Consider the following 22691-nt stretch of genomic DNA (forward strand, 5'->3'; position numbering starts at 1 on the left):
TCCATACATCTATACTAGCTCCACGCCTTATATCGGCTGGAGGCTTAACTTAATTAAGTTAAACAGATATAGTGATCGGGTAACTGTACACCTTAGCTAGAATTTAACCGTTAGTAGACCCAAAATCTATCCCAGAAATTATATAAGGAATGGCTGACTTGATAAATTCCTCTGGCAGTATCTGCTTACTAAAACTAATCCATTCTACAGAAGCACCGTAAATTCCCCAGCATAGTATAACAGAGGTAACTTTAAAAGCTCCAACCTCTTCGATTTAAAGTTGAATTAACACCATTTTATAAAAAATGACTTCGAGCTGTTCTCGAACGATACGAGCAATGGTATCTTCGTATCCTCTATGGCAACGATTGGATAATGACTTTTGAAAATTTGTGATGGCTAGGAAGATGCTTACTAATGCTTCTTCATTTAGTTTGTCGTTTTGGTAGTCAGCACAATCCAAATTAACTAACAATACTTCTGATAGTACCTTTTCTAATAAGTCATAGATATCTTCAAAATGATAATAGAATGTGGCACGATTAATCATAGCCTCAGTTGTAATATCCTTAACGGTAATATCCTTAAATTCTTTTTCGCCTGAAAGTTCCATAAAAGAATCCATGATTAATTTGCGGGTACGTTGAACTCGAGGATCAGTCTTTAATTGTGACATGTTAATCTCCCTCCTACTTTTCAAACAAATTCTTCAATGTGTTGTATAAACGACATTTCCAATAGATTATTGGTGTTGATACTTTTAATTATGGTCTACAATTCAATTGTAAAGCAAATAATTAACTTTCAAAGCAATGTTTAATAAGCATGCTTTGCAATACACATTAGGAGGAATTGTAATGGTTAAAATTGGTGTTATCACTGGGAGTACTCGAGATTCTCGAGTAAACATACAAGTCGCAGAATGGGTGAAATCCATTGCTGATCAAAGAACAGATGCTGAATTTGAATTGGTAGATATTAAAGATTATAACCTACCAAAATTTAATGAACCTATCCCTGCAATTATGTCACAGGATTATCAAGCACCAGAAGCGAAAGTTTGGTCTGAAAAAATTAGTGAGCTTGACGGGTTTGTTTTTGTCACACCGGAATATAACAAAGCTGTTACTTCAGGATTGAAAGATGCCATCGATTATTTATATGTCGAGTGGAATAATAAAGCAGCCGGAATTGTAAGTTATGGTTCTACTCTTGGCGTTACAGCAGCTAACAATTTGCGGTTAATTCTAACTGTACCAAAAGTGGCGACGGTAGGCACTCAGCCGGCACTCAGTCTTTTTACTGATTTTGAAGAAATGAGCACCTTTAAACCAGCACCGTTTCATGAAGAAACCGTTCAAACAATGTTGAATGAGGTCGTAGCTTGGTCTACTGCATTGAAAACGATTAGATAATAATTCCAATCAATAATCAAAAGCGAGGGATAAGAACTTTACTTCATTTCTCTCGTTTATTCTAGAGAAATGAGGGAAAATAAATTGAAGAACAATAATAATATGATGTGTGATTTAGAAACAGGTGTATGTGGAGTAGCAGGGGAAGAGGAAATGGAAATCATTGATTTCAATCAACCAGAAAAAAATATTAAACTTTACTATGTGACGGACCCTATCTGTTCTCATTGTTGGGCAATTGAACCGACATTCCGTCGCTTTACAGAGCAATATGGTCATTATTTTAACCTTCACACGGTTATGGGTGGTTTGCTGGAGAAATGGCATGATGGACCTATCGATCCTGCGAACGGAATTCATAAACCAGCCGACGTTGCGGGTCACTGGAGAGAAGTTGGAGAACACTCGAGAATGCCAATTGATGGTAGTTTAATGATTGATAATCCAGTTCAATCCTCTTATCCAGCCTCTCGTGTATTTAAAGTAATCCAAAAAAATCATAGCGATGCGACAGCATTTGAATACTTGCGTCGTGCCAGAGAAGCACTTTTCGTATTTAATCAAAACATTTCAGATCAATCCGTACTGATTGAAATCGTCGATAAAATGGGTCTTGATGGGGAAGAGATTGTAAATGAAGCTGAACAACAACCAATCGGACAACAATTATTGAATGAGGACTTTGCGTTAGTTAGAAACCTAGGTGCCAGAGGTTTTCCTACAATTATCATGGTGAATGAAGAAAATAAAGGTGTGAAAATTGTTGGTGGACGCCCGTTTGAATACTATGTTGATGGATTAAAACAAGTTCTAAATGTGGAAGCACTACACCCAAAACAGCAGCCATCTGTTTCTAGCTTGCTTGAAAAAGAAAAAATGCTATTTTCTAAAGAAATTGAAGTCATGTACGATGTTGAACAATCAGAGGTTCACTCTTTTATTGAAAACGAGCTTGCACCAAATAGCTATGAGGCGAAGGAAATTTTAGGGGAATTCTATTTCGCAACTACAAAATAAGCAAATAAAGGAGAATGACTATGGCACACGTATTACAGGTGGATTTTAAAATGAATGGACCATTCGGAGACGAAATGGCTGAGGCATTTACTGATTTAGCAAAAAGCATCAACGAAGAAGACGGATTTATGTGGAAGATTTGGACAGAAAGCCCCGAAACAAGTGAAGCTGGCGGAATTTATATTTTCGAAACAAAAGAAACAGCTGAAAAATACCTAGATATGCACACGAAAAGACTAGCTGGCTTTGGAGTTGCAGACGTCAACGCAAAAATCTTTGCTATTAATCCTAAGCATACTGAGATTACTAAAGGACCGATAAAATAATAATTAAGGCACCTAAACAATCTTTCTATTATAAATTTCGTAGTGCACAGTCACCTTTATCTACGAGACAAGCTTTAAACCAACTGCTGCGCCCAATACCATGGCTATAAAAATGAGTCTTTTCCAGTCTTTTGATTCACCATAAAAAATCATGCCTAATATTGCTCCACCAGATGCACCAATTCCTGTCCAAATGGCATATGCAGTCCCCATCGGTAGTGTTTTCATGGCATATGCAAGAAAAATAAAACTTGCGCCAAAGCCGAGAATGAGTAATAGCACTGATTGCCAATCTCGATCTTTGTGCAATTTATTGATCATCAATACACCAAACATTTCAAATAACCCTGCTACAACTAAAAAAACCCAAGCCATTAAGATTCAACTCCTTCTTCAACGGTATCTTTTGTCACTAATTTCAAACCAATTACCCCTGCCAATAAAACCAAAATTAACAGCACTTTTGCGAGTTGAAACGGTTCGCCAAAAAATAAGATATCCGAAAATACGGTTCCGGCAGTGCCTAGACCTACAAATACTGCATAGACAGTACCAACAGGTAGTTCTTTGCCAGCCATAATCATTAAGTAGAAACTAACGATAATTGCAATAACTGTTCCAGTCCAAGTCCAAAAGTCATCCGCATGTTTTAACCCAATGACCCAAAAAACTTCAAAAAAAGCAGCGATAATCACTTTCACCCAGTTTGCATTCATGCAAACAACACCTCCAATTTTATTCTTACCCAAACAACAAAAAAAGCCCAAGAGACAACTGTTAAACAGTTTCTCCCAGGCTTTTATCCTTCCGTGGCATAGCAGAGCTATGAGTTTTCTCTCGGACCAGACTAACAGATTCGTTACGGAACCCTAGAAAACATTTTGCTTATGCAATTACCATCGATTATACACAAATTTCGACTTAGTTCAAGGTTAAGGTTTTAGTGAATCAATCAATTAACTTGTAGGTAACTAGCGAATGATAGGCAAACCATTAAAATGAAGTTAGATTTTTGGCATTTGACCCAGTAGTCCGTATGCTAAATGCAATAAGTATTGAAAGTGAAATGTAATAACTATTTGACAATTCATTTATTTTTTAGTTATTCTTACTTGGAAGTTGTCGTAAAGGAATTTGATAAAACGGATTTGCTAATACCGCAAAAATATGAAGTGAGGAGAGATTTTTATGATGATTAATAGTATTTTAGAATACAATGAACAATTTGTGAAAGACAAAAAGTATGAGGAGTTCCATACAACAAAGTTTCCAAACAAGAAAATGGTGATTGTCACCTGTATGGATACAAGATTAATTGAACTTTTGCCCCAGTCGATGAATTTGCGTAATGGGGATGCTAAACTTATCAAAAATGCGGGTGGCGTTATTTCCCACCCATTTGGCAGTGCTATGAGAAGTATTCTCGTGGCATTGTATGAACTAAAAGCAAGTGAGGTTTGTGTAATCGGGCATCATGGGTGTGGCATGAACAATATAAATTCACTTGAGACGATTAAGAAAATGCAAGAAGGTGGAATTTCTCAACAAACATTTGACACATTGGAGTTTGCTGGCATTAATATTGAGGAATGGCTAAAAGGTTTTGAAAATGTAGAAGATAGCGTTCGTAATAGCGTGAATATGATTAAGAAACATCCCCTTCTCCCAATTGGAACGCCTGTCCACGGCCTAGTAATTGACCCGGAAACAGGTAAATTAGATGTGGTGGTAAAGGACGCTGAAACTATATAAATCACACTAAAAAAGAATTAGCGTTATCCAGCTACTTTCCGATGATTGTATTCGGATAACGAAATAAGTAAAAGGCATTTGAGAATTAGATCATTCCCAAATGCCTTTTACAAATTGCGTTTCTTATTGCAAGAAGTCCTCTGTCGAAGTTACAGCACAATACATACCGTTAAGTGCACCAACAAACGCATAATGAACCTGTTCAGCTGGAACGACCTTACCCCCATAAGATAAGTCCCTTGTCGCACATGCATCTTCAATAAGTGTCGTCTCAAAGCCAAGATCTACAGACGCTCTGACTGTTGCATCGATACACATATGCGTCATCATACCGACAACTACTACCTTAGTTATTCCTTTTTCTTTTAATTTGCTTTCTAATTCAGTCTGTAAAAAGCTATTAGGGAAATGTTTGACGATAATGCTTTCGTTTTCCAAAGGTTGAACAGTTTCATGTATTTCAGCACCCTCCGTATCCGGAAGGAAGAATCCTAGTGCTGGATCAGCTGCGATATGCTGCACATGAAAAATATTATCATTGTTGTTCTTTCTAAAATGTTCAAGCACTTTAGCAGCGTTCGCAGCCGCTTGATCTGGATTAACTAATTCCATTCTTCCATTCGAGAAATAGTCGTTTTGAATATCTACAATAATTAGCGCTGTGCTCATTATTCTCCACCTCATTTATAGTATTTTGTTACACTATAATCATAAGTCGTACATTGATTTTTATCGATAAGTTGATGAAACACTTTGATCTTTAAAAATTTCATGGTGAAAGGAGTTTATTATGGAACTTGATAACATTGATTTTCAGATCCTTCGGTTATTATCCCAAAATTCACGTATTCAATGGAAAGACTTAGGGGAACAAATTCATATGACGGGACAAGCGGTAGGGAATCGTATAAAAAAACTTGAGGATAGTGGTGTCATTAAAGCTTACTCTCTACTAGTTGATGAAATGAAAGTAGGGCTTACGTATACGGAGAAGGCTGTTACCATATAAAAATAAAAGTTAGTTCTCAGGAGCAATTAAATCTTTTTCTGGATAAAATACTTGAGTATGGAAATTATGCTGTACATTTATCGATAAAAGAGATTAAACAACAACATCCGTTGATTGCCACATGACAATAGGTGTTGTCTTATTCAGAAGATCAATAAAAATAGTGGGCAACTAAGTACAGTTAAATTATAGGGAAAGGCAAAGTTGTCAGTGTTGACAATATACCTGTAGGGGTATAAAATAATATTTGTTAGTGCTTCTTTGATGAACAAGGTATAAAATGATAGTTTATATTAACTGGTTGTAAATCTCATCGAGAAAAAACAGCGTTGTGGAGGCGAATACCTATGGAATACAATGATCAAACGAAGAATAGAGTCAAGCGTATGGAAGGCCAACTTCGTGGGATTTTAAAAATGATGGAAGAAGACAAAGATTGCAAAGAGGTCATTACGCAGTTGTCGGCTGTTCGCTCAGCAGTAGATCGAACAATCGGTGTGATTGTCAGTTCAAATTTAGTTGAATGTGTTCAAGAAGCCGAAAAAAGTGGAGAAAAAACGGATGAACTCATTCAAGAGGCTGTCAACTTGCTTGTAAAAAGCAGATAAGAATTTTTTGGTTGACAGCATTTTTTTATTTAGTAGTATACCTATAGGGGTAAGGGTAAAATGAAGTAGAGGAATCAAAATGGCTATAAATGAACTTGAAGCTGGTCAAATATTAGAGATTCATACAACGGATAAGAGGGCTAAAAGCGATTTTCCAGCATGGGCTAACTCAGGTGGACATGAGCTTTTGAAACATGAAGAAGAAAATGTTGTATTAAAGTTTTGGTTTAAAAAAGGTTAATCTTATTTTTTAAAATAGGTAAATACCCGCGGGGGGGAAAAGCGAGACCCGTAAAGGAGATGAAAGATTTGGATTATGTCATTTACATCATTATTGCTATTTTCTTATTTTCCACCATACAGCGTGCTCTACCAACAAAAGGTGTGAGACAGCTATCAACAACTGATTTAAAAGAGGAACTCATTCACAAGAATAAGCAATTTATTGATGTCCGAACACCTGGCGAATTTAAAGGAAACCATATAAAAGGTTTTAAAAATATTCCTCTTCATCAACTTTCTCAAAAAGCGGAGCAGGAGCTTTCAAAGGAAAAAGAAGTGATTGTCATTTGTCAAAGTGGAATGAGAAGCCAAAAAGCTAGTAAGGTGTTAAGGAAAATCGGATTTACAAAAGTAGCAAATGTCAAAGGTGGCATGAGTGCCTGGAGATAACTTGAATCAGCAAATGCTTTTTTACAAAAGGAGGATTTTATAATGAAAGAAATGACTGCAAAAGAAGTAGTGTCTTTCATAAGTGAAGGAAAGGCATTAACTATTATCGATGTGCGTGAAGTATATGAAGTAACAGCGGGGAAAATTCCGGGAGCTGTGAATATTCCATTAGGATTAGTGGAGTTTCGTATGCATGAATTGGATAAGTCAAAGGAATATATCATGGTTTGTCAATCGGGAGGAAGAAGTGGCCGTGCAACACAATTCCTTGAAAGCCACGGATATAACGTAGTTAACATGCAGGGTGGAATGCTTGCTTGGGAAGGAGAAGTTAGGTGAATTTTTTTCGGAACTTTTAAGACCCACATAAATATATGGTGGAATGGTAACGATGGTCGAAACAAAGTCATATCAAGCGCATGACAGAATAAATCTAAAGTTGAAAGGTGTGGAATCGCATGAAAAAACGAATTTTAGTAGTTGGTGGAGTGGCCGGTGGAGCATCTGCTGCTGCAAGAGTACGTAGAATAGATGAACATGCAGAAATCATCATGTTTGATAAAGGACCGCATGTATCTTTTTCCAACTGTTCATTACCGTATTATTTAAGTGGAGTCGTTGAAAATAGTGAATCTTTGGTATTGATGAATCCGGAAACTTTTAAGAAACGTTACAATATTGAAGCTAGAGTGAATAGCGAAGTGATAAAGATTAATCGTGAGGAAAAAACAATTACGATTCAGGATTTGGCAACTGAGAAGTTTTACGAAGAGGCTTATGATAAATTAATCTTATCTCCAGGTGCAGCACCAATACGTCCTAATAAGATTGAGGGCATAAATAATCCGAATGTATTTACAGTGCGAAATGTGGTAGATATTCAACAGTTAAATGGTTATATAAAAGAAAAGTCTATCAAAGATGTTGCAGTAATTGGTGGAGGGTTTATCGGCGTTGAAGTGGCAGAAAACCTTCGCTTAGCTAATTATAACGTATCCTTAGTAGAATTTGCCGATCAAATCATGACACCATTTGATTATGATATGGCTCAAATCCTTCATAAGGAAATGATTGACCATCGTGTAAACCTCATCGTGAATGATGGTTTAGCCAAAATTGGTGAAGGTTTTATTGAAACACAATCTGGTAAAAAAATCGCAGCTCAGGCAGTTATTTTAGCGATAGGTGTAAAACCTGAAACGCAACTAGCAGAAAAGGCTGGTTTAGAAATTGGTGAAACGGGTGCAATAAAAGTAAATGCCAATTATGTAACAAGTGATTCCGATATTTATGCAGTTGGAGATGCCATTGAAGTATTTCATCGCCTCATTTCTAAGCCAACACGCCTAACTTTAGCCGGACCAGCTCAAAAACAAGCAAGAGCGGTAGCCGACCATATTTATGGTACGCCAAGCCGTAACCTAGGTGTGATCGGATCATCTTCTATTCATCTGTTTGACTTAAATGCGGCATCAACGGGTTTAAACATAAGAACAGCTGAAGCTGCGGGTTTTAGTTATGATTCTGTTTATGTCATACCTGGTGACAAAGTAGGGTTAATGCCAAATAGTAATGTCATGCATTTTAAGTTAGTGTATGAAATACCTACAGGTAGAATCTTGGGTGCGCAAGCGATTGGGAAAGGCAATGTCGATAAACGTATCGATGTGATCGCAACAATGATTACGATGAATGGAACATTGGAAGATCTAAAAGATCTAGAATTAACTTACTCCCCAATGCTAGGTACGGCGAAGGACGTTGTCAATCATGCGGCATTAGTTGCTTTGAACCAACTATACGGAAGATATAGCGAAGTGAAAGTTTCACAAGTTCGCGAACTAGTCGAGAATAATGCTTTTATTATTGATGCTCGTGAGCAAAATGAATATCAGGCGGGACATTTAAAAACAGCTATTAATATTCCACTAAGTGAATTTAGAAATCGTTTGGATGAAATACCGAAAGATAAGCCAGTTTATATCCATTGCCGCTCTGGGCAGCGAAGCTATAACATGGTTATTGCGCTGAGAAACTTAGGATATACGACTGTATTTAATATCTCTGGATCTTACCTAGGCATTAATCTTTATGAATACTTTAATGATTTAGTAACAGGAAGAGAAAAAATTGTTACTGAATATAATTTCAAATAATGCTTCCTGACTGTCAATTCCTAATTCAAAATGGTTATAGTGCAATAAATATGGTAGAGCATGCTTGATGGGGAGGGAGAAATGGAGTAAGTCTCCTTCCTACCTTATAAAAGATGGAAAATAGAAGTGAAGAAAAAAGTAAAAGGAAAAGCTATGATTACACTAATATCACTTGTCTCAGTAGAAAAGTTTATCGACGAGCATCCATTTAGTTTTTTGTATGTATCAAGAACTAATTGTAGCCTATGTCACGTTTTATTGCCCCAGGTGAAGGATTTTTGTTTGAGTGACTGTGGTCGCCTTTAAGTTATTTTTACTTCCTATTTATTCCATACACCTTCCGTGCCATTTCCTCCAAAATAAATACAACAGGAATTTGTGTGGTGACATTCATACTCCCAATCCACTCCTCCGTCACATAATAGGAAATATTGATATCAGATAGTTTAGCAATAGCAGATTGTTCATTGTTAGTAATGCTTAAAATCTTGCTACCTTGCTCCTTTAACTTTTGAACATGTGACAGCGTAAAAGAACTTTCTCCTGAAACAGAAAGAGCAATTGTGATACTGCTATTCAAGTCGGTATGAATGGGCACAAACCAATCTTTTATATACATAGAGAACTTACCTACACTTGAAAAATACCTAGAACCATATTCAGCGAACGTTCCTGAACTACCAAATCCGATAAAAATGATTGTCTCTGTTTTAGAAATAACATCCGCTGCATCCTCTAACTTCGACATGAATTTCTTATTTTGAGTCCGCTCTAAAAATTCTGCGACGATATACTCGTTGCTTTTTATAGCTGGGTTAGGCTTTTTTTCATCAATTAAAAGCTTAAGTTTTACTTTGAATTCTGAGAAACCTTCGCAATTTAATTTTCTACAAAACCGCATAATCGTTGAAGTGGAAACATGCGCTTCGTCTGCAAGGTCCCGTATCCGCATATAAACAACCTTTTCTCTATTCTCCATGATGTATTTATAAAGTAGCATTTCAAGATCATTGAACGTTGTGATTACTTCGTTTGTAAACAAAAGCTATTCACCCCTCGTCAGTTGTTCGCTTTCTTCCAACTTCTATTATATATCAAATGAGAAACACAGTGTTACTTTAACGAAACAAATACCTTTCATTAAAAAACAAATCTAACGCCTCCTACACTATATCTTATTGGCTCTTTCTGCCCTAGTATAAGCATTATAAATAAGTTTTCTAGGAGGATGACCAATGAGTAAAGGGATTAAGATTGTCACGATTGGTGGAGGTTCAAGTTATACTCCGGAATTAGTTGAAGGGTTTATTAACAGATACGATGAACTGCCTGTAAGGGAATTGTGGTTGGTGGATATAGAAGCGGGTAAGGAAAAATTAGAAATCGTGGGAAACCTCGCAAAAAGAATGATAGAAAAAGCAGGTCTGCCCATTCAAGTCCATTTAACACTCGATCGAAAAGCTGCTTTACAGGATGCCGATTTTGTTACGACGCAATTTCGTGTAGGCTTGCTGGATGCTCGTGCAAAGGATGAAAGAATTCCTTTAAGCCATGGTGTACTTGGACAAGAAACAAATGGACCAGGTGGACTATTGAAGGGATTGCGTACGATTCCGGTCATTTTAGATATCATTGAAGATATTAAAGTTCTCTGTCCGGACGCATGGTTAATCAACTTTACGAATCCTGCCGGCATGGTAACAGAGGCTGTTCTTAGGTATACAGATCATAAGAAAATCGTTGGGTTATGTAACGTTCCAATCGGCATCGAGATGGGGGTTGCAAAGCTTTTAGACGTGGATCATTCACGTATACGTATCGATTTCGCTGGTTTAAATCATATGGTATACGGATTAGATGTCTATCTAGATGGAGTGAGTGTAAAGGAAAAAGTCATTGAGCTGTTAGCGAATCCGGAAAATAGTAGCTTTGTTAAAAACGTCGAAGGACAAGGCTGGGAGCCAGAATTTATACGTGCACTAAATGCCCTCACTTGCCCCTATCACCTGTACTACTATAAAAAAGATGAAATGCTGCAAAAAGAGCTAGAAAACTTTAAAAATGGAACAACGAGAGCAGAAGTTGTGAAGAAACTGGAAGAAGAATTGTTCGAGCTGTACAAGGATCAGGACTTGGCGGTTAAACCACCTCAGCTAGAGGAAAGAGGTGGAGCCTATTATAGTGACGCGGCTGTACGTTTAATTTCATCAATCTATAACGATAAGCGAGACATTCAGCCCGTTAATACCATTAATAATGGGGCCATTGCTAGTATACCGTTTGACTCCGCTGTTGAGGTCAGCTGTATAATTACAAAAGAAGGACCAAAGCCAATCATTAGTGGAGATTTACCAGTTGCAGTTCAAGGTTTGGTACAGCAAATAAAATCTTTTGAACGGGTAGCAGCTGAGGCGGCAGTGACAGGAAACTATGATACAGCACTGCTTGCCATGACTATCAATCCTCTTGTTCCATCAGATACAGTAGGCAAAGCCATTTTAGATGAAATGCTAGAAGCACATAAAGAGCACTTACCACAATTTTTTCAACGTGTAGAAGTGTAATTCTTGGGCTAACAACGCATGTTAACCTCATTCAGCCAGGGTTTGGATCCCACTGAATTTGAAGGCATATCTAGCATTCAAACTACCACTTATAGTAGTAGGAAACTTCTGTAGCTGACACTTCGCTTTTAGTACAAACACATTTGCTGAGTTAAGTTAAAATGAATGGAGCAAGTTTAGTTAAATGATGAAGTTGATTTAGTGCTTATGCAAGGTCTGCTAGCGGGATTTAGAACTGATTCTAGTAACAAATTGTTCAACTATGAATAGGTGGGAGTTATTAGCACCCGATGACGGCAACTCCTATACATTATGATGGAAAAGGCAACATTCACTCAATCCAATTTGAGTGAATGTTGCCTTTAGATTTTTAGGGGCTTTTTCACGGTGCGTATTGTGTACATCTATTTTTTGGCCCAGTCGAGCCTACCATTTTCATACGTATCGTCTTCTAGTTACTATTTTCATTCATCATTTCCAGGAATTTTAGCGGGATATTGAATTCTTTCTTTTCATTAAAAAGATTTGGAGTAAACTCTTCGTCCATTCGTTTAATTTCATTGATTTCTTTATGGAGTTTCTCCATTTTTTGATCCAATTCATTGGCAGATTCTGCTGCATCTTTCAATTCTGTTATCATTTTTTCAGGGACAGATTTGTCGAATTTATAAAAAATCTTATGCTCCAGGCTTGCCCAAAAATCCATAGCAATTGTCCTAATTTGCATTTCAACGAAGACGTGCTCCACCCGATCAGACATAAACACAGGAATTTTTAATATCAAATGGAGACTCCGATAACCATTAGGCTTCGGATTTTGTATGTAATCTTTATACTCAATCACTTCAATATCCTGTTGCTTTTGAATCATTTCACTTAGTTTATAAATGTCAGAGTTAAAGGAACAGTTAATACGAATCCCTGCGATATCTCGAATGTTTTCCTTTATGGAAGACATGGAAAGTCCGATATTTTTACGAAGCGCCTTTTGTATAATGCTTTCTGGTGTTTTCAAACGAGTATTAATATGTTCAATAGGGTTGTATTCGTGTATCAATTGAAATTCTTCTTCTAAGATATTGATTTTGGTGCTTACTTCGTCTAATGCAAATTTATAAGCTAGCATGAATCTCGTCACTTCTTTTTTTAGAAGATTCAATCGGCTATAGTCTAGTTCATTTGTTAGTTTCAACATAAATTCCTCTTTTCTTTACCTTACTCAATAATAGCACGAATGTGAAAATCAGCTGAACTTAAGCCTTATTGATTTTAGCGTTTTTATGGGATATTTGCTGTTTCGTTCACCCTTTGTTCAAAAAAATGAGAAGAGGATTCCGCTTTCCCCTTACAGCCTTATATTGAAATTCATCTCGCAGCATTGCCAATGAAGCCACATTCCTCTGGGTTTACTGCTTTAAAAGAAGAAGATAACATGCCGAGTTGAAAAATATGCAATTTTATTACTTGACGATAGTTAATTTATAATATGAAGTTAGTTACATAAAGTAACTAAAAATGAAGGAGAGAAAAGAATATGAAAAGAAATGATGCAGGTGTAGTTGTTTTACGAGTGATTTTAGGTATTACCTTTTTCATTCACGGATTATCCAAATTTCAAGGGGGCATAGGGAATACGGTTGGTTATTTCGAAAGCCTGGGTATTTTAGGGTTTTTAGCTTACGCTGTCGCAATTATAGAGTTAATTGGCGGTATTATGTTAATACTTGGGATGGGAACACGAATTATTTCTGTATTGTTTGCGGTTATTATGCTGGTGGCAATTTTCACAGTGAAACTCCCAGCGGGATTTCTTGGTGATGGTCAACTGGCAGGGTATGAATTGGAAGTAGCACTACTTGCTATAGCCATTTTTCTTGCAATTGCAAACAGCACTTCTTTCTCATTAGATAATAAATTTTTTGGTGAAGAGGGAGAGAAATGAAAATGGGGACAACAAATACGAAATTTCATAGTAAGCCAAATACTTTTGTAGGCCACGTAAACATTAAGGTACAAGATTTAGATCGTTCACTTACGTTTTATCAGGAAGTTCTCGACTTTCAAATTTTAGAGCAAACTGATCAGACGGTTAAACTGACAACAGATGGCAAAACGAGTGTGTTATCAATTGAGCAACCAGAAAATGTTGTTCCGAGGCAAGGAAACACTACGGGCTTATATCATTTTGCCCTTCTTCTACCTGAACGCTCTGATTTAGCGGAAATCGTGCATCATTTTCAGGAGATAGGTTTGCGATATGGCTCGTCAGACCATCTTGTAAGTGAAGCATTATATGTCAAAGATCCAGATGGAAATGGCATTGAAATCTATATAGATCGCGATCCTTCTGAGTGGATTTGGAGTAACGGTGAAGTGGCAATGGCGGTGGACCCATTGAATTTTGAAGCCCTGCTATCTGATGGTAAACAGCGGTCGTGGAAAGGTCTACCAGCCGGCACCGTCATGGGACATATTCACTTACATGTATCTGAATTAAGAAAGACTGAAGAGTTTTATTGTAAGGGGCTTGGCTTCGAGGTGGTAAATCGCTACGGCGATCAAGCACTTTTCATCGCTACTGGTAAATATCATCATCAAATTGCTCTAAACACTTGGGCTGGGGTTGGGGCTCCTACACCACCTGTAAATAGTGTTGGCCTGGAATCGTTTACAGTCGTTTTAGCAGATGAGGTAGCAAGGGATAATGTTATCGATCAGTTGAAGAGTATTGGTGCATCTGTGACAGAAGAAAACGGTTCTTTTGTCACCAGTGATCCTTCTGGGAATCGTATTTATTTAGGGATTTAACTTAATTCAGCAGAAGTTCAAACCTGCTGATTATCATGCAGACAACGCAAACGCCATGCTTGACCAAGTTCTTGCTTGGAGCGGTGCATTAAAAACTGTACGATAAACTAACTATTTTTGTGCAAGTACAAACGCAACTAGAATTGCGAAGGTACTTGCACGTTTTTTTATTTAAAACAACTAATAAACCGGCAAGCTACAGGCATAGGAGTTACAGTGGTAGCTTTGGGTGCAGATTCCTCGGTGGAGCTCTCTGTTCATGGTAAAATGATGTTAAAGGGTAAAGGATAATTCGAGTAAGAAGACTTTATTATCATGGGATCCCCTTTTGGAAAAAGAGGCTAAATCATCGGGATTGTAGGCTTTCTACAATATAGCAGGGAGGTTGTACAGATGAAGCATTTTTACAGCGACGTTATTCAATTTAAAGGAAATCATTATGATTTTGGTTATATGCAAGGCGAGCTGTTAAAGGAGTCTCCTATCTTGTATAACCGTGAAAAACAATGGGCCGCAAAGAGAAGACGTCATTTTACGATAAATGAACAAGAAGCGATTCAACTATTCACCAAGTTTCTCCCGAGTATGCTGGATGAGCTACAGGGGTTAGCAGATGCGCTGAACTGGACGATGGAGGATGCTCTATTTTAACGGGATCCGAATTTATTATTCGAAATTATGATAGCCATCCCGGTTACTACGAAGGACGGTATATCATTTATCAGCCAACAGATACGGGATATGCGACGATAGGTCCTTCCATGCAAATAACAGGACGCACGGATGGAATGAATGAAAAAGGGCTGGCAATGGGCTATAATTTTATTAATCGGATCGGCTCAGATGATGGCTTTGTTTGTAATATGATTGGCCGAATTATTTTAGAGACGTGTGCGAATGTAGAGGAAGCCATCACTTTGTTAAAGGAAATTCCCCATCGAACATCATTTAGTTATGTCCTAATAGATCCGAGTGGCGAAACATTTGTTGTAGAAGCTTCACCAAGAAAGGTGGAAGTGAGGAAGTCCAATATAAGTACGAATCATTTTGAAGTATTAACGGAAGAAAATCGTTATCGTACAGACGACTCAATAAGAAGACAGAAAGAATTAGAAAGTCAAAGTAATGTTGATCTAGATGTCTATAGGGCATATCAGCTATTGAACGATCAAGAAAAAGAGATATTTTCTAGTAAATATGATGCCTCTGCCGGAACAATACACACAGCTGCGTATATTCCAAGAGACAGGAAGGCCTTGTTTGCCATTGGTGGCAATCGAATGCCGGTTATCTTTGATTTTAATCGCTATTTAGCGGGTGAAAGAATAAATATTAAGCAAATCAAAGGCATGCTTAATTATCATAGATCATTTGTCAATATGGATCCGATTTACGACGAATAAGCTATGCGTATTATGTATTAGAGTGGTATTCAGTCTTCAGAAGTAGGTTTACAAATGAAAATACTAAAGAAAGTGGGATGACAATATGAATTTTTCCGTAAGTAAGGAAGCCGCCAAATGGTATATAGAAGAACTGGATTTAGCACAAGGCGATTTTGTTAAATTTTTCATCAAAATATATGGCGGAATACCAACTACACATCCTAATTATTTTTTAGGATTATCCATTGGAGAAGATGGAGATGTAGGCATTAAGGATGTAGTAGAAGGAGTTACTTTTTATTTTAACAGCCATGATGAGTGGTTTTTAAAGGATTATCCTTTAAAGGTGGAAATGGGCAAGGATGAGCCAGAATTCACATCCGAATAAATAATTACTTACAAAACACCAAGCATTTCCTACTGTTTAAGAAACAGCTGGAAATGCTTTGTGTTTTAAAATAACAAATCTGTTGATTGGCCATTATTCACTAAGTACCTTAAACAAACTTCAAAGTGTTTAGCCAAGACATAGGGAAAATACAGCATGAAAGGTAGAGGTGATTGAGGTTGAAAAAATTTTTAGCGATATCTTTCTTTGCAATACTGCTACTTGCCAGCTGTTCTAAAAAAGGACAACAAGATCTTAAGGATGAGCAGAAAATGACTATAGCTCAGCAAGAAAATCAGCAACAAGTAGTAGCAGAAAATCTCGAGGCTCCTTGGTCTATTGCCGAAGTTGGCAGTATCTTCTATTTGACTGAAAGAACAGGAAGTATCGTGAAAATAGAAAATGGAGAGATGGAACGGCAAAGCGTAGAACTAGAGAAAGAACTAGCGACAGCTTCAGAGGCAGGGTTATTAGGATTTGTGTTAGCCCCGGACTTTCAGGAATCGAATCTAGCTTATGCGTATTATACGTATCGAGACACTACCGGACAATTTAACCGTATGATTACACTCCGCTTAGAAGATAATAGTTGGCGGGAAGAGAATTTGCTTCTTGATAAAATCCCAAGTGGTTCCTATCATCATGGGGGCAGACTTAAAATTGGACCTGACGGAAAACTGTACGCAACGGCGGGTGATGCATCTGAGCCTGGACTAGCACAAGACACCGATTCATTAGGTGGGAAAATTTTAAGAATGAATCTTGATAGGTCTATTCCAAGTGATAACCCATTTCAAAATTCTTACATCTATAGTTATGGGCACCGAAATTCTCAAGGGCTTGCTTGGTCGCCTGACGGTACGCTATATGCAAGCGAGCACGGTAACTCTGCAAATGATGAAATCAATCAAATAGAAGGCGGTCAAAATTACGGCTGGCCGACTATTGAAGGCCGTGAGGAACAAGAAGGTATGGTTTCACCGCTATTCACTTCCGGAGATGAAACAACCTGGGCCCCATCTGGAATGGGCTATTATAATGGCAAGTTGTATGTGGCGGCATTAAGAGGAACGGCAATACTAGGATTCAATCCTGAAACAGGTGAACAATGGGAAGTCATCACTGAACTCGGCAGAATTCGGGATGTGCTAATTGAAGATAACTACCTTTATTTCATCACCAATAATACAGATGGGCGTGGCGATCCCCAGGAGAATGACGATAAGTTATATAGAATCTCACTTTCAGAATCAAATTAGCATGCAACTTATAAGTAAACCCAGCAAAATTATACGATCCATTCTTAGAAGTATTTTAAAACAAGCAGAGTAATTTCTACATTAACAACAGGCGCTTATTATTTAGCACCTAATATAGAGGTATTAATGGCGATACGTTTAGTACATGGTGCAGGATTTTGTAGCAGCGAATTATTCATATCAAGCAAGTGGCGATTCTGCACTTTAATAAATTGGGCTATGAAGGCGTTAAAATGGCACATATTGCAACAGAGCTCGGTATAAAAAACAGTCACTTTCCTATCACTATCCTTCTAAGAAGGAGTTAGTCATGGAACTTTATACAGAAGTGATCGCACAAGAAATCGAGTATGTAGAACATTTTTTCCAGCAAGATAAAGAGCTCTCTGCTAAAGATCATTTATACACATTCTTACAAGAATTGAAGGTACATGTTCAACAACAGCCTAATGTAACATTTTTGCAAATTACTGCTTTCATGGTGCCGTTCGCATTACAAAATTTTATTGTATCCAAATACCATACGTATTTACATGTAGTGAAACAAGAGATTTTATTGGTTTTTTAGTCAACTGGAGACAAATTGTTCGAAGGAAGAGTGCACAATTGCGTTTTTGGCAATTTTTGATGGACTGTTAACGAAATTAGTTTATGAACCCAGTCAATCATTCGAAGAAGTGCTCGATGCTGCATTTTCTATTTTTTGAAGAGGTATTTCCTAATCAATTGATGCGTAGTACACAGTCACTCAATCGTATTGGCACCTTATAAAAAGAAATACCAGCGTTCTCGTTAAATTGAACGCTGGTACCTGATACCATTTATTTGATAATTAACTCAGGTTCTACATGGACATGAACATCGTATACTCCGTAATCATCCATCATCACTTTCTCAACACGGCTCGCAATATCGTGGGCTTCTTGAATGTTCAATGAGGCATCGACAATAATTATCGCATCGATTACTTCGTTATTGCCATAGTTCCTGCCTTTAATATCTTTTAATCCTTTAACCCCTTCGACATTTTTGATTACATCACGATAAAGTTTAATTTTTTTCACATCAAACCCATCTGAAAGTTCATGGGAGGCCTGTTTAAAGATATCCCAAGCTGTTTTGCATATTAAAAGCCCAACAATAATGGCGGTTAACGTATCTAGCCATGGCATATTTAATTGTGAACCAAATATACCTATAGCTGTACCTATACTTACCCAAGCATCTGAAATGTTATCTTTTGCAGCAGCCATGACTGCCTTGCTATTAATTTTTTCCGCTAATTTTTTGTTATAACGATAAACAAAATACATGACAAGTGAAGAGAAAATACCTACAAAGGCAGCACCGATATGGGGAGATTCTTTACCTGTCTCAAATATGGAAGTAATCGCTCCATTCAATACTTGAATACCGACTGCGAGCATAATAAATGACGCAACCATGGAGGCGATTGTTTCACTCTTCCAATGGCCATAACCATGGTCTTTGTCAGGGGGCTTTTGTGAAAAGCGTAATCCTATGAGAACAGCAATCGAAGCAATGATATCAGTCGCATTGTTTAAACCATCTGCCTTCAAAGCTTCAGAGTCACTTAAATAACCGAAGATTAATTTTATAATGGAAAGACATATATAGGCGACAATGCTAATAATTGCTCCGCGTTCACCTAATTTAAGATCATTATACTTTTGGTTATCCACTTAGTTCGCTCCGTTCTGGTTTCTTTATTTTGAAACTGGTGTTGTACAGATAACCTATGAGAAAAATACTTTCCCTTAAGCAACAAAAAACCTCGACTGTTTCCAGTCGAGGTTTTGTATTTTATAAAAAAATATAGTTTTAAATGAAGGTTGTGTCATTTTTATCTTCTCGCTTCAATTTGAGTCTTCATTGACTTTATCATAAATGAACAAATTTTTGAAGTAATATCCTCGGAAGTGCTTGTTTAAGGATAGTTTAGCATGAAGATATTATGTACAATACTAGATAGGAAAGTAAGGCGTGAGGTGAGTAGTATATGGCAAGGGAACGGAAGTTTACTGATACAGAGTTGTTTAATGCTGCTAAAGTGATATTCATCAGAGATGGCTATGACTCGTTTACGATTAGTAAATTGGCAGGCAGTTTACGTGTATCTAGAGGAAGTATATATAAGTATTATGAAAATAAAGATGAGCTCATAGCAGAATTTCTTACGTTTGAGATGAACTATTTTCTAAAGGAGTTTAATACACTTGATAAAGAGGGAGATTTTCAAACTCAATTTCATATGCTAATTGATTTTATTTTTCAGTATAATAATAGTAACCATATCTTAGAAATCATTAGACAGATCCAGGGTAATCCAGCAAGAGCAATGGAAGATAATAAGTCTAGACTAAGTGAGTATTATGTCCGGATGTATAAGCAATTCCGAGGATTTATCGATTTAGGTAGGAAAGAGAAAGTGATTAAAAGTCATTTACCGACAGCGGTTTTATTGGGAATGATTTTTCAAACGATTGCAATACCAAATCATTTCGGTATTCCAGAAGAAGAATGGGTTGCCTCAATAAAAGAAATATTATGTCACGGTATGTTCATAAATGAGTAATTGACACAGGTGTCACCTTTAATGTTATGATTATGAAAGTGACACTAGTGTCACCAACTTTGCTTTATTGGAGAGTGAAATCATGAAGATGATAATACGCCACATCACAGATTTTGTCACTACGAAAAAAGGAATGTGGATTACTTTAGGAACTTGGTTAGCAATAACCGTATTGTTGGCTGTATTTGCTCCAAGTGCAAGTGAATACAAAGTGTCGAGTGTTCAATCTCTACCGGAAGATGCTCAATCTGTCATTGCTCAAGAGAATATTGATGAGCATTTTAAGGATGCTGAAAGTATTCCAGGTATTCTTGTTCTGCAATCCGAAAATGGAGAAATCAAGATGGAAGTGATTGGTAAGGTACTTGATGATGTAAGTGCCGCTGAAATTAATGGGCTAAAAGAAATGCTGCCTTTCAGTAGTTTGCCACCACAGGCTCTTGCTAGTTTTTTCTCGGAAAATAAAGAGACAGCGGTTATCCCTTTAAGTTTTGATCCATCGTTAGATACGAAAGAATTAGAGGTAAGTGTAGAGAAGGTAAAGGAAATCATACAAGACCAAACGGGTATGACGGTTTACATGACCGGTCCTGCAGGAATTGCTATTGATACCGTAAATTTATTTTCTAGAGCCGATCTCGTATTAATTTTATCAACGGTCGGAATTATTTTGATTTTATTGATCGTCATTTATCGTTCGCCGCTACTTGCTTTGATTCCTTTATTAGCTACGGCATTTGTCTATGAAGTAGTGAACCAAATATTAGGTTTGTTTGGGAAAGCGGGGTTAGAATTAGCAAGTCAATCGACATCTATTATGTCCATCTTATTATTTGCCGCCACAATTGATTATTCATTATTTGTTTTCTCTCGTTATCGAGAAGAGCTGAAAAACTATGAAAACAAATATGACGCGATGAAGTGGGCGATGCGTGAAACGGGAATCCCGGTATTTTTCGCCGGTGGAACTGTACTTGCTGCCATGCTTGTTCTATTTTTTGCGGAGTTTGGTGACTATCGTAACTTTGCCCCAATCTTTGGAACGACAATGTTCGTTATTATGTTAGCAACGGTAACGTTAATCCCTGCATTATTTACACTTTTCGGAAGGAAATCATTTTGGCCTAAAGTTCCGAAATTTGGAGAGACAGAAGTAAAAACGAATGCTTTGTGGAACAGAATTGGCGCATTTACTGTGAAGAAGCCCATTTTTTCTGCTTTGGCGGTATTCGCCTTTTTATTGGTATCCGCTTTAAATATGTTCAATTTGGAATATGAATTTGATACGATCAAATCCTTTCCAAGTGATATGCCTTCTCGCGAAGGATATGAGGTCATTGAAAAGGAATTTGAAAAAGGGGATCTTGCTCCAACGACTGTTTTATTTGAATCAAAAAATGCAATTACACCTGAAGCGCAAGCAAGTTTACTGGAGATGCTAGCTAAACAAGAATTGGTAAACAATGTGCGTTCTACTGGGTTATCAGGAGATGGGTTAGCCGTTCAGTACCAATTAACGTTTAAAGAAAATCCTTACTCGGTTGAATCAATGGATGCATTAGAAAGCATGCGTGATAATGCTGCAACCCTTGTGCAGGATAGTCAACTAGATGGGGAATTACATTTTGCTGGGGAGACGGCAACTAAAGTAGATGATCGATCAGTAAACGATCGTGATTTATTAGTCATTGTGTTATTTGAAACAATCCTCATATTTATCATGCTCATTTTCTTAACAAAATCATTTAAGATGCCTATTTATATGATGGGAACCATTTTACTGTCATTTTTGGCGGCATTAGGGTTAGGAATGTTCTTGGCTAATTTATTCTTTGATCTGGATACGATTAGTAATCGAGTTCCGCTGTACTCGTTTGTTTTCTTAGTGGCACTCGGGATAGATTACAATATTATTTTAATCTCAAGATTTATAGAAGAGCGTAAAAAACACTCGGTAAAAGAAGCCGTTCAAATTGCGGTTGCAAATACAGGTGGAGTTATTTCTTCCGCGGGTATCTTACTTGCAGCTACCTTCGCTGTACTTATGACGCAACCGATTCAATTGTTGTTTACATTTGGATTTATCGTAGCAGTAGGAATTCTTTTAGATACATTTGTAATCCGTGGAATTCTACTTCCTGCATTAATCGTGTTATTTGAAAAAGATAAAAAATAAAGTGGAGTTTATGAACACTTCTGTTGATTAATCATTTACTTGCATAAATTGTAATTAAACAAAGGCTTGAAAACCACTTTTTCACAGGACTAGTTCCGGTTGGCTTTCGGCCAACTATTCAAGACATCATTACCGATAAGCAAGCATGGCTAGAAACGACTTCGTCATTTCTAGCCATGCTTTTTCGGTTATCTTGTTATGAATAATCGCCTGTCGTGAACCCACAATTTTTAAGTGAAAAATGCTGTTGCTTGGAAAGAAAAGAATAGATAACTTTTTACAAAGAGTATAAGTTCCCGAAGATATCATTACGGGAACTATTGCACGTTGTACGGGGTGTCTCTAGTTAAAAGTAACACTTTCTAAAATAATAATGGAAAAGACTATTGTGAAAGTTTTTGCCGCCAAAATTGTATCTTTGGCGGCTCCCTCCAGTTAAGAAGCCCTCTATTCCCTCGTCCACAAAAGCATCAGCACTTTGTGTGTCTACGTTTTTGGAAAGCGACGGATGAACGATCACGATACGATTACCGCAAAGAATGAATAGGGATGCGACAAAG

General features: G+C 37.3%; 22 protein-coding genes, 5 pseudogenes and 1 riboswitch. Of the genes and pseudogenes, 20 read left to right on the forward strand and 7 right to left on the reverse strand.

Annotation, left to right across the window (positions count from 1 at the left end; translation table 11 throughout):
• Nucleotides 1–103: 103 nt before the first annotated feature.
• Nucleotides 104–676 (reverse strand): annotated as a pseudogene (locus R2B77_RS04355) (TetR/AcrR family transcriptional regulator).
• 181 nt (nt 677–857) lie between these two features.
• Here R2B77_RS04355 and R2B77_RS04360 point away from each other — a divergent pair.
• From R2B77_RS04360 to R2B77_RS04370, 3 genes are all read left to right on the forward strand, one after another.
• Nucleotides 858–1415: an NADPH-dependent FMN reductase gene (locus tag R2B77_RS04360; RefSeq protein ID WP_203247300.1), complete on the forward strand. Its 558-nt coding sequence runs from the start codon at nt 858–860 to the stop codon at nt 1413–1415.
• A 69-nt stretch (nt 1416–1484) separates the two neighbouring features.
• Nucleotides 1485–2432 (forward strand): DsbA family protein, encoded by a 948-nt coding sequence (locus R2B77_RS04365; RefSeq protein ID WP_232843457.1) that lies wholly within the window; start codon nt 1485–1487, stop codon nt 2430–2432.
• 20 nt (nt 2433–2452) lie between these two features.
• Nucleotides 2453–2758: a monooxygenase gene (locus tag R2B77_RS04370; RefSeq protein ID WP_203247302.1), complete on the forward strand. Its 306-nt coding sequence runs from the start codon at nt 2453–2455 to the stop codon at nt 2756–2758.
• 60 nt (nt 2759–2818) lie between these two features.
• Here the strand turns inward: R2B77_RS04370 and R2B77_RS04375 are convergent, their stop codons facing one another.
• Nucleotides 2819–3133, reverse strand: coding sequence for a DMT family transporter (locus R2B77_RS04375; protein WP_203247303.1), 315 nt, complete (start codon nt 3131–3133; stop codon nt 2819–2821).
• Complete coding sequence (locus tag R2B77_RS04380) at nt 3133–3474, reverse strand: DMT family transporter (RefSeq protein WP_203247304.1); 342 nt, start codon at nt 3472–3474, stop codon at nt 3133–3135. Before R2B77_RS04380 ends, R2B77_RS04375 begins: the two co-directional genes overlap by 1 nt.
• Nucleotides 3475–3544: 70 nt before the next feature.
• A riboswitch (guanidine-I (ykkC/yxkD leader) is annotated at nt 3545–3642 on the reverse strand.
• A gap of 304 nt (nt 3643–3946) precedes the next feature.
• Between R2B77_RS04380 and R2B77_RS04385 the strand changes: the two genes are divergently transcribed.
• Entirely contained in the window at nt 3947–4510 is a 564-nt protein-coding gene (locus tag R2B77_RS04385) for a beta-class carbonic anhydrase (protein WP_212391427.1), read from the forward strand.
• A 123-nt stretch (nt 4511–4633) separates the two neighbouring features.
• Here R2B77_RS04385 and R2B77_RS04390 read toward each other — a convergent pair whose 3' ends face one another.
• Nucleotides 4634–5179: a cysteine hydrolase family protein gene (locus R2B77_RS04390; RefSeq protein WP_203247305.1), complete on the reverse strand. Its 546-nt coding sequence runs from the start codon at nt 5177–5179 to the stop codon at nt 4634–4636.
• Nucleotides 5180–5300: 121 nt separating this feature from the next.
• Between R2B77_RS04390 and R2B77_RS04395 the strand changes: the two are divergent.
• From R2B77_RS04395 to R2B77_RS04420, 6 genes and pseudogenes are all read left to right on the forward strand, one after another.
• A pseudogene (locus tag R2B77_RS04395) lies at nt 5301–5644 on the forward strand (Lrp/AsnC family transcriptional regulator).
• A 222-nt stretch (nt 5645–5866) separates the two neighbouring features.
• Nucleotides 5867–6127, forward strand: coding sequence for a metal-sensitive transcriptional regulator (locus R2B77_RS04400; RefSeq protein ID WP_203247306.1), 261 nt, complete (start codon nt 5867–5869; stop codon nt 6125–6127).
• Nucleotides 6128–6203: 76 nt separating this feature from the next.
• Nucleotides 6204–6368, forward strand: a pseudogene (locus tag R2B77_RS04405) (sulfurtransferase TusA family protein); the annotation flags it as partial.
• Nucleotides 6369–6436: 68 nt separating this feature from the next.
• The gene (locus R2B77_RS04410) at nt 6437–6799 is read left to right on the forward strand and encodes a rhodanese-like domain-containing protein (RefSeq protein WP_203247308.1); all 363 of its coding nucleotides are present in this window, start codon (nt 6437–6439) and stop codon (nt 6797–6799) included.
• A 42-nt stretch (nt 6800–6841) separates the two neighbouring features.
• Nucleotides 6842–7138, forward strand: a complete 297-nt coding sequence (locus R2B77_RS04415) for a rhodanese-like domain-containing protein (protein WP_212391429.1) — start codon at nt 6842–6844, stop codon at nt 7136–7138.
• A 119-nt stretch (nt 7139–7257) separates the two neighbouring features.
• Complete coding sequence (locus R2B77_RS04420; protein ID WP_203247309.1) at nt 7258–8955, forward strand: FAD-dependent oxidoreductase; 1698 nt, start codon at nt 7258–7260, stop codon at nt 8953–8955.
• A 313-nt stretch (nt 8956–9268) separates the two neighbouring features.
• Here the strand turns inward: R2B77_RS04420 and R2B77_RS04425 are convergent, their stop codons facing one another.
• The gene (locus tag R2B77_RS04425; protein WP_203247310.1) at nt 9269–9997 is read right to left on the reverse strand and encodes a MurR/RpiR family transcriptional regulator; all 729 of its coding nucleotides are present in this window, start codon (nt 9995–9997) and stop codon (nt 9269–9271) included.
• Between the two features lie 193 nt (nt 9998–10190).
• On the opposite strand from R2B77_RS04425, the gene R2B77_RS04430 reads away from it, so the two are divergent.
• Entirely contained in the window at nt 10191–11519 is a 1329-nt protein-coding gene (locus R2B77_RS04430) for a 6-phospho-beta-glucosidase (RefSeq protein WP_203247311.1), read from the forward strand.
• A 451-nt stretch (nt 11520–11970) separates the two neighbouring features.
• Here R2B77_RS04430 and R2B77_RS04435 read toward each other — a convergent pair whose 3' ends face one another.
• Complete coding sequence (locus tag R2B77_RS04435; protein ID WP_232843458.1) at nt 11971–12711, reverse strand: GTP pyrophosphokinase; 741 nt, start codon at nt 12709–12711, stop codon at nt 11971–11973.
• Between the two features lie 342 nt (nt 12712–13053).
• On the opposite strand from R2B77_RS04435, the gene R2B77_RS04440 reads away from it, so the two are divergent.
• From R2B77_RS04440 to R2B77_RS04470, 7 genes and pseudogenes are all read left to right on the forward strand, one after another.
• Nucleotides 13054–13461: a DoxX family protein gene (locus tag R2B77_RS04440; protein WP_203247313.1), complete on the forward strand. Its 408-nt coding sequence runs from the start codon at nt 13054–13056 to the stop codon at nt 13459–13461.
• A gap of 2 nt (nt 13462–13463) precedes the next feature.
• A complete protein-coding gene (locus tag R2B77_RS04445) occupies nt 13464–14327 on the forward strand; it encodes a VOC family protein (protein ID WP_203247314.1) in 864 nt (287 codons plus the stop codon).
• Nucleotides 14328–14343: 16 nt separating this feature from the next.
• Nucleotides 14344–14433: pseudogene (locus tag R2B77_RS04450) on the forward strand (NADPH-dependent oxidoreductase); the annotation flags it as partial.
• A gap of 287 nt (nt 14434–14720) precedes the next feature.
• A pseudogene (locus R2B77_RS04455) lies at nt 14721–15730 on the forward strand (C45 family autoproteolytic acyltransferase/hydolase).
• An 85-nt stretch (nt 15731–15815) separates the two neighbouring features.
• Nucleotides 15816–16100 (forward strand): HesB/YadR/YfhF family protein, encoded by a 285-nt coding sequence (locus tag R2B77_RS04460; RefSeq protein ID WP_203247316.1) that lies wholly within the window; start codon nt 15816–15818, stop codon nt 16098–16100.
• 179 nt (nt 16101–16279) lie between these two features.
• Nucleotides 16280–17359: a PQQ-dependent sugar dehydrogenase gene (locus tag R2B77_RS04465; protein ID WP_203247317.1), complete on the forward strand. Its 1080-nt coding sequence runs from the start codon at nt 16280–16282 to the stop codon at nt 17357–17359.
• Nucleotides 17360–17669: 310 nt separating this feature from the next.
• The gene (locus R2B77_RS04470) at nt 17670–17927 is read left to right on the forward strand and encodes a hypothetical protein (RefSeq protein ID WP_203247318.1); all 258 of its coding nucleotides are present in this window, start codon (nt 17670–17672) and stop codon (nt 17925–17927) included.
• 253 nt (nt 17928–18180) lie between these two features.
• Here the strand turns inward: R2B77_RS04470 and R2B77_RS04475 are convergent, their stop codons facing one another.
• Nucleotides 18181–19062, reverse strand: a complete 882-nt coding sequence (locus tag R2B77_RS04475) for a cation diffusion facilitator family transporter (protein ID WP_203247319.1) — start codon at nt 19060–19062, stop codon at nt 18181–18183.
• 317 nt (nt 19063–19379) lie between these two features.
• Between R2B77_RS04475 and R2B77_RS04480 the strand changes: the two genes are divergently transcribed.
• Nucleotides 19380–19955, forward strand: coding sequence for a TetR/AcrR family transcriptional regulator (locus R2B77_RS04480; protein ID WP_203247320.1), 576 nt, complete (start codon nt 19380–19382; stop codon nt 19953–19955).
• 82 nt (nt 19956–20037) lie between these two features.
• Nucleotides 20038–22131 (forward strand): MMPL family transporter, encoded by a 2094-nt coding sequence (locus tag R2B77_RS04485; protein ID WP_203247321.1) that lies wholly within the window; start codon nt 20038–20040, stop codon nt 22129–22131.
• The last annotated feature ends 560 nt before the right edge of the window (nt 22132–22691 follow it).

The sequence above is a fragment of the Sporosarcina beigongshangi genome (genome assembly GCF_033485195.1).
GTDB lineage: Bacteria > Bacillota > Bacilli > Bacillales_A > Planococcaceae > Sporosarcina > Sporosarcina beigongshangi.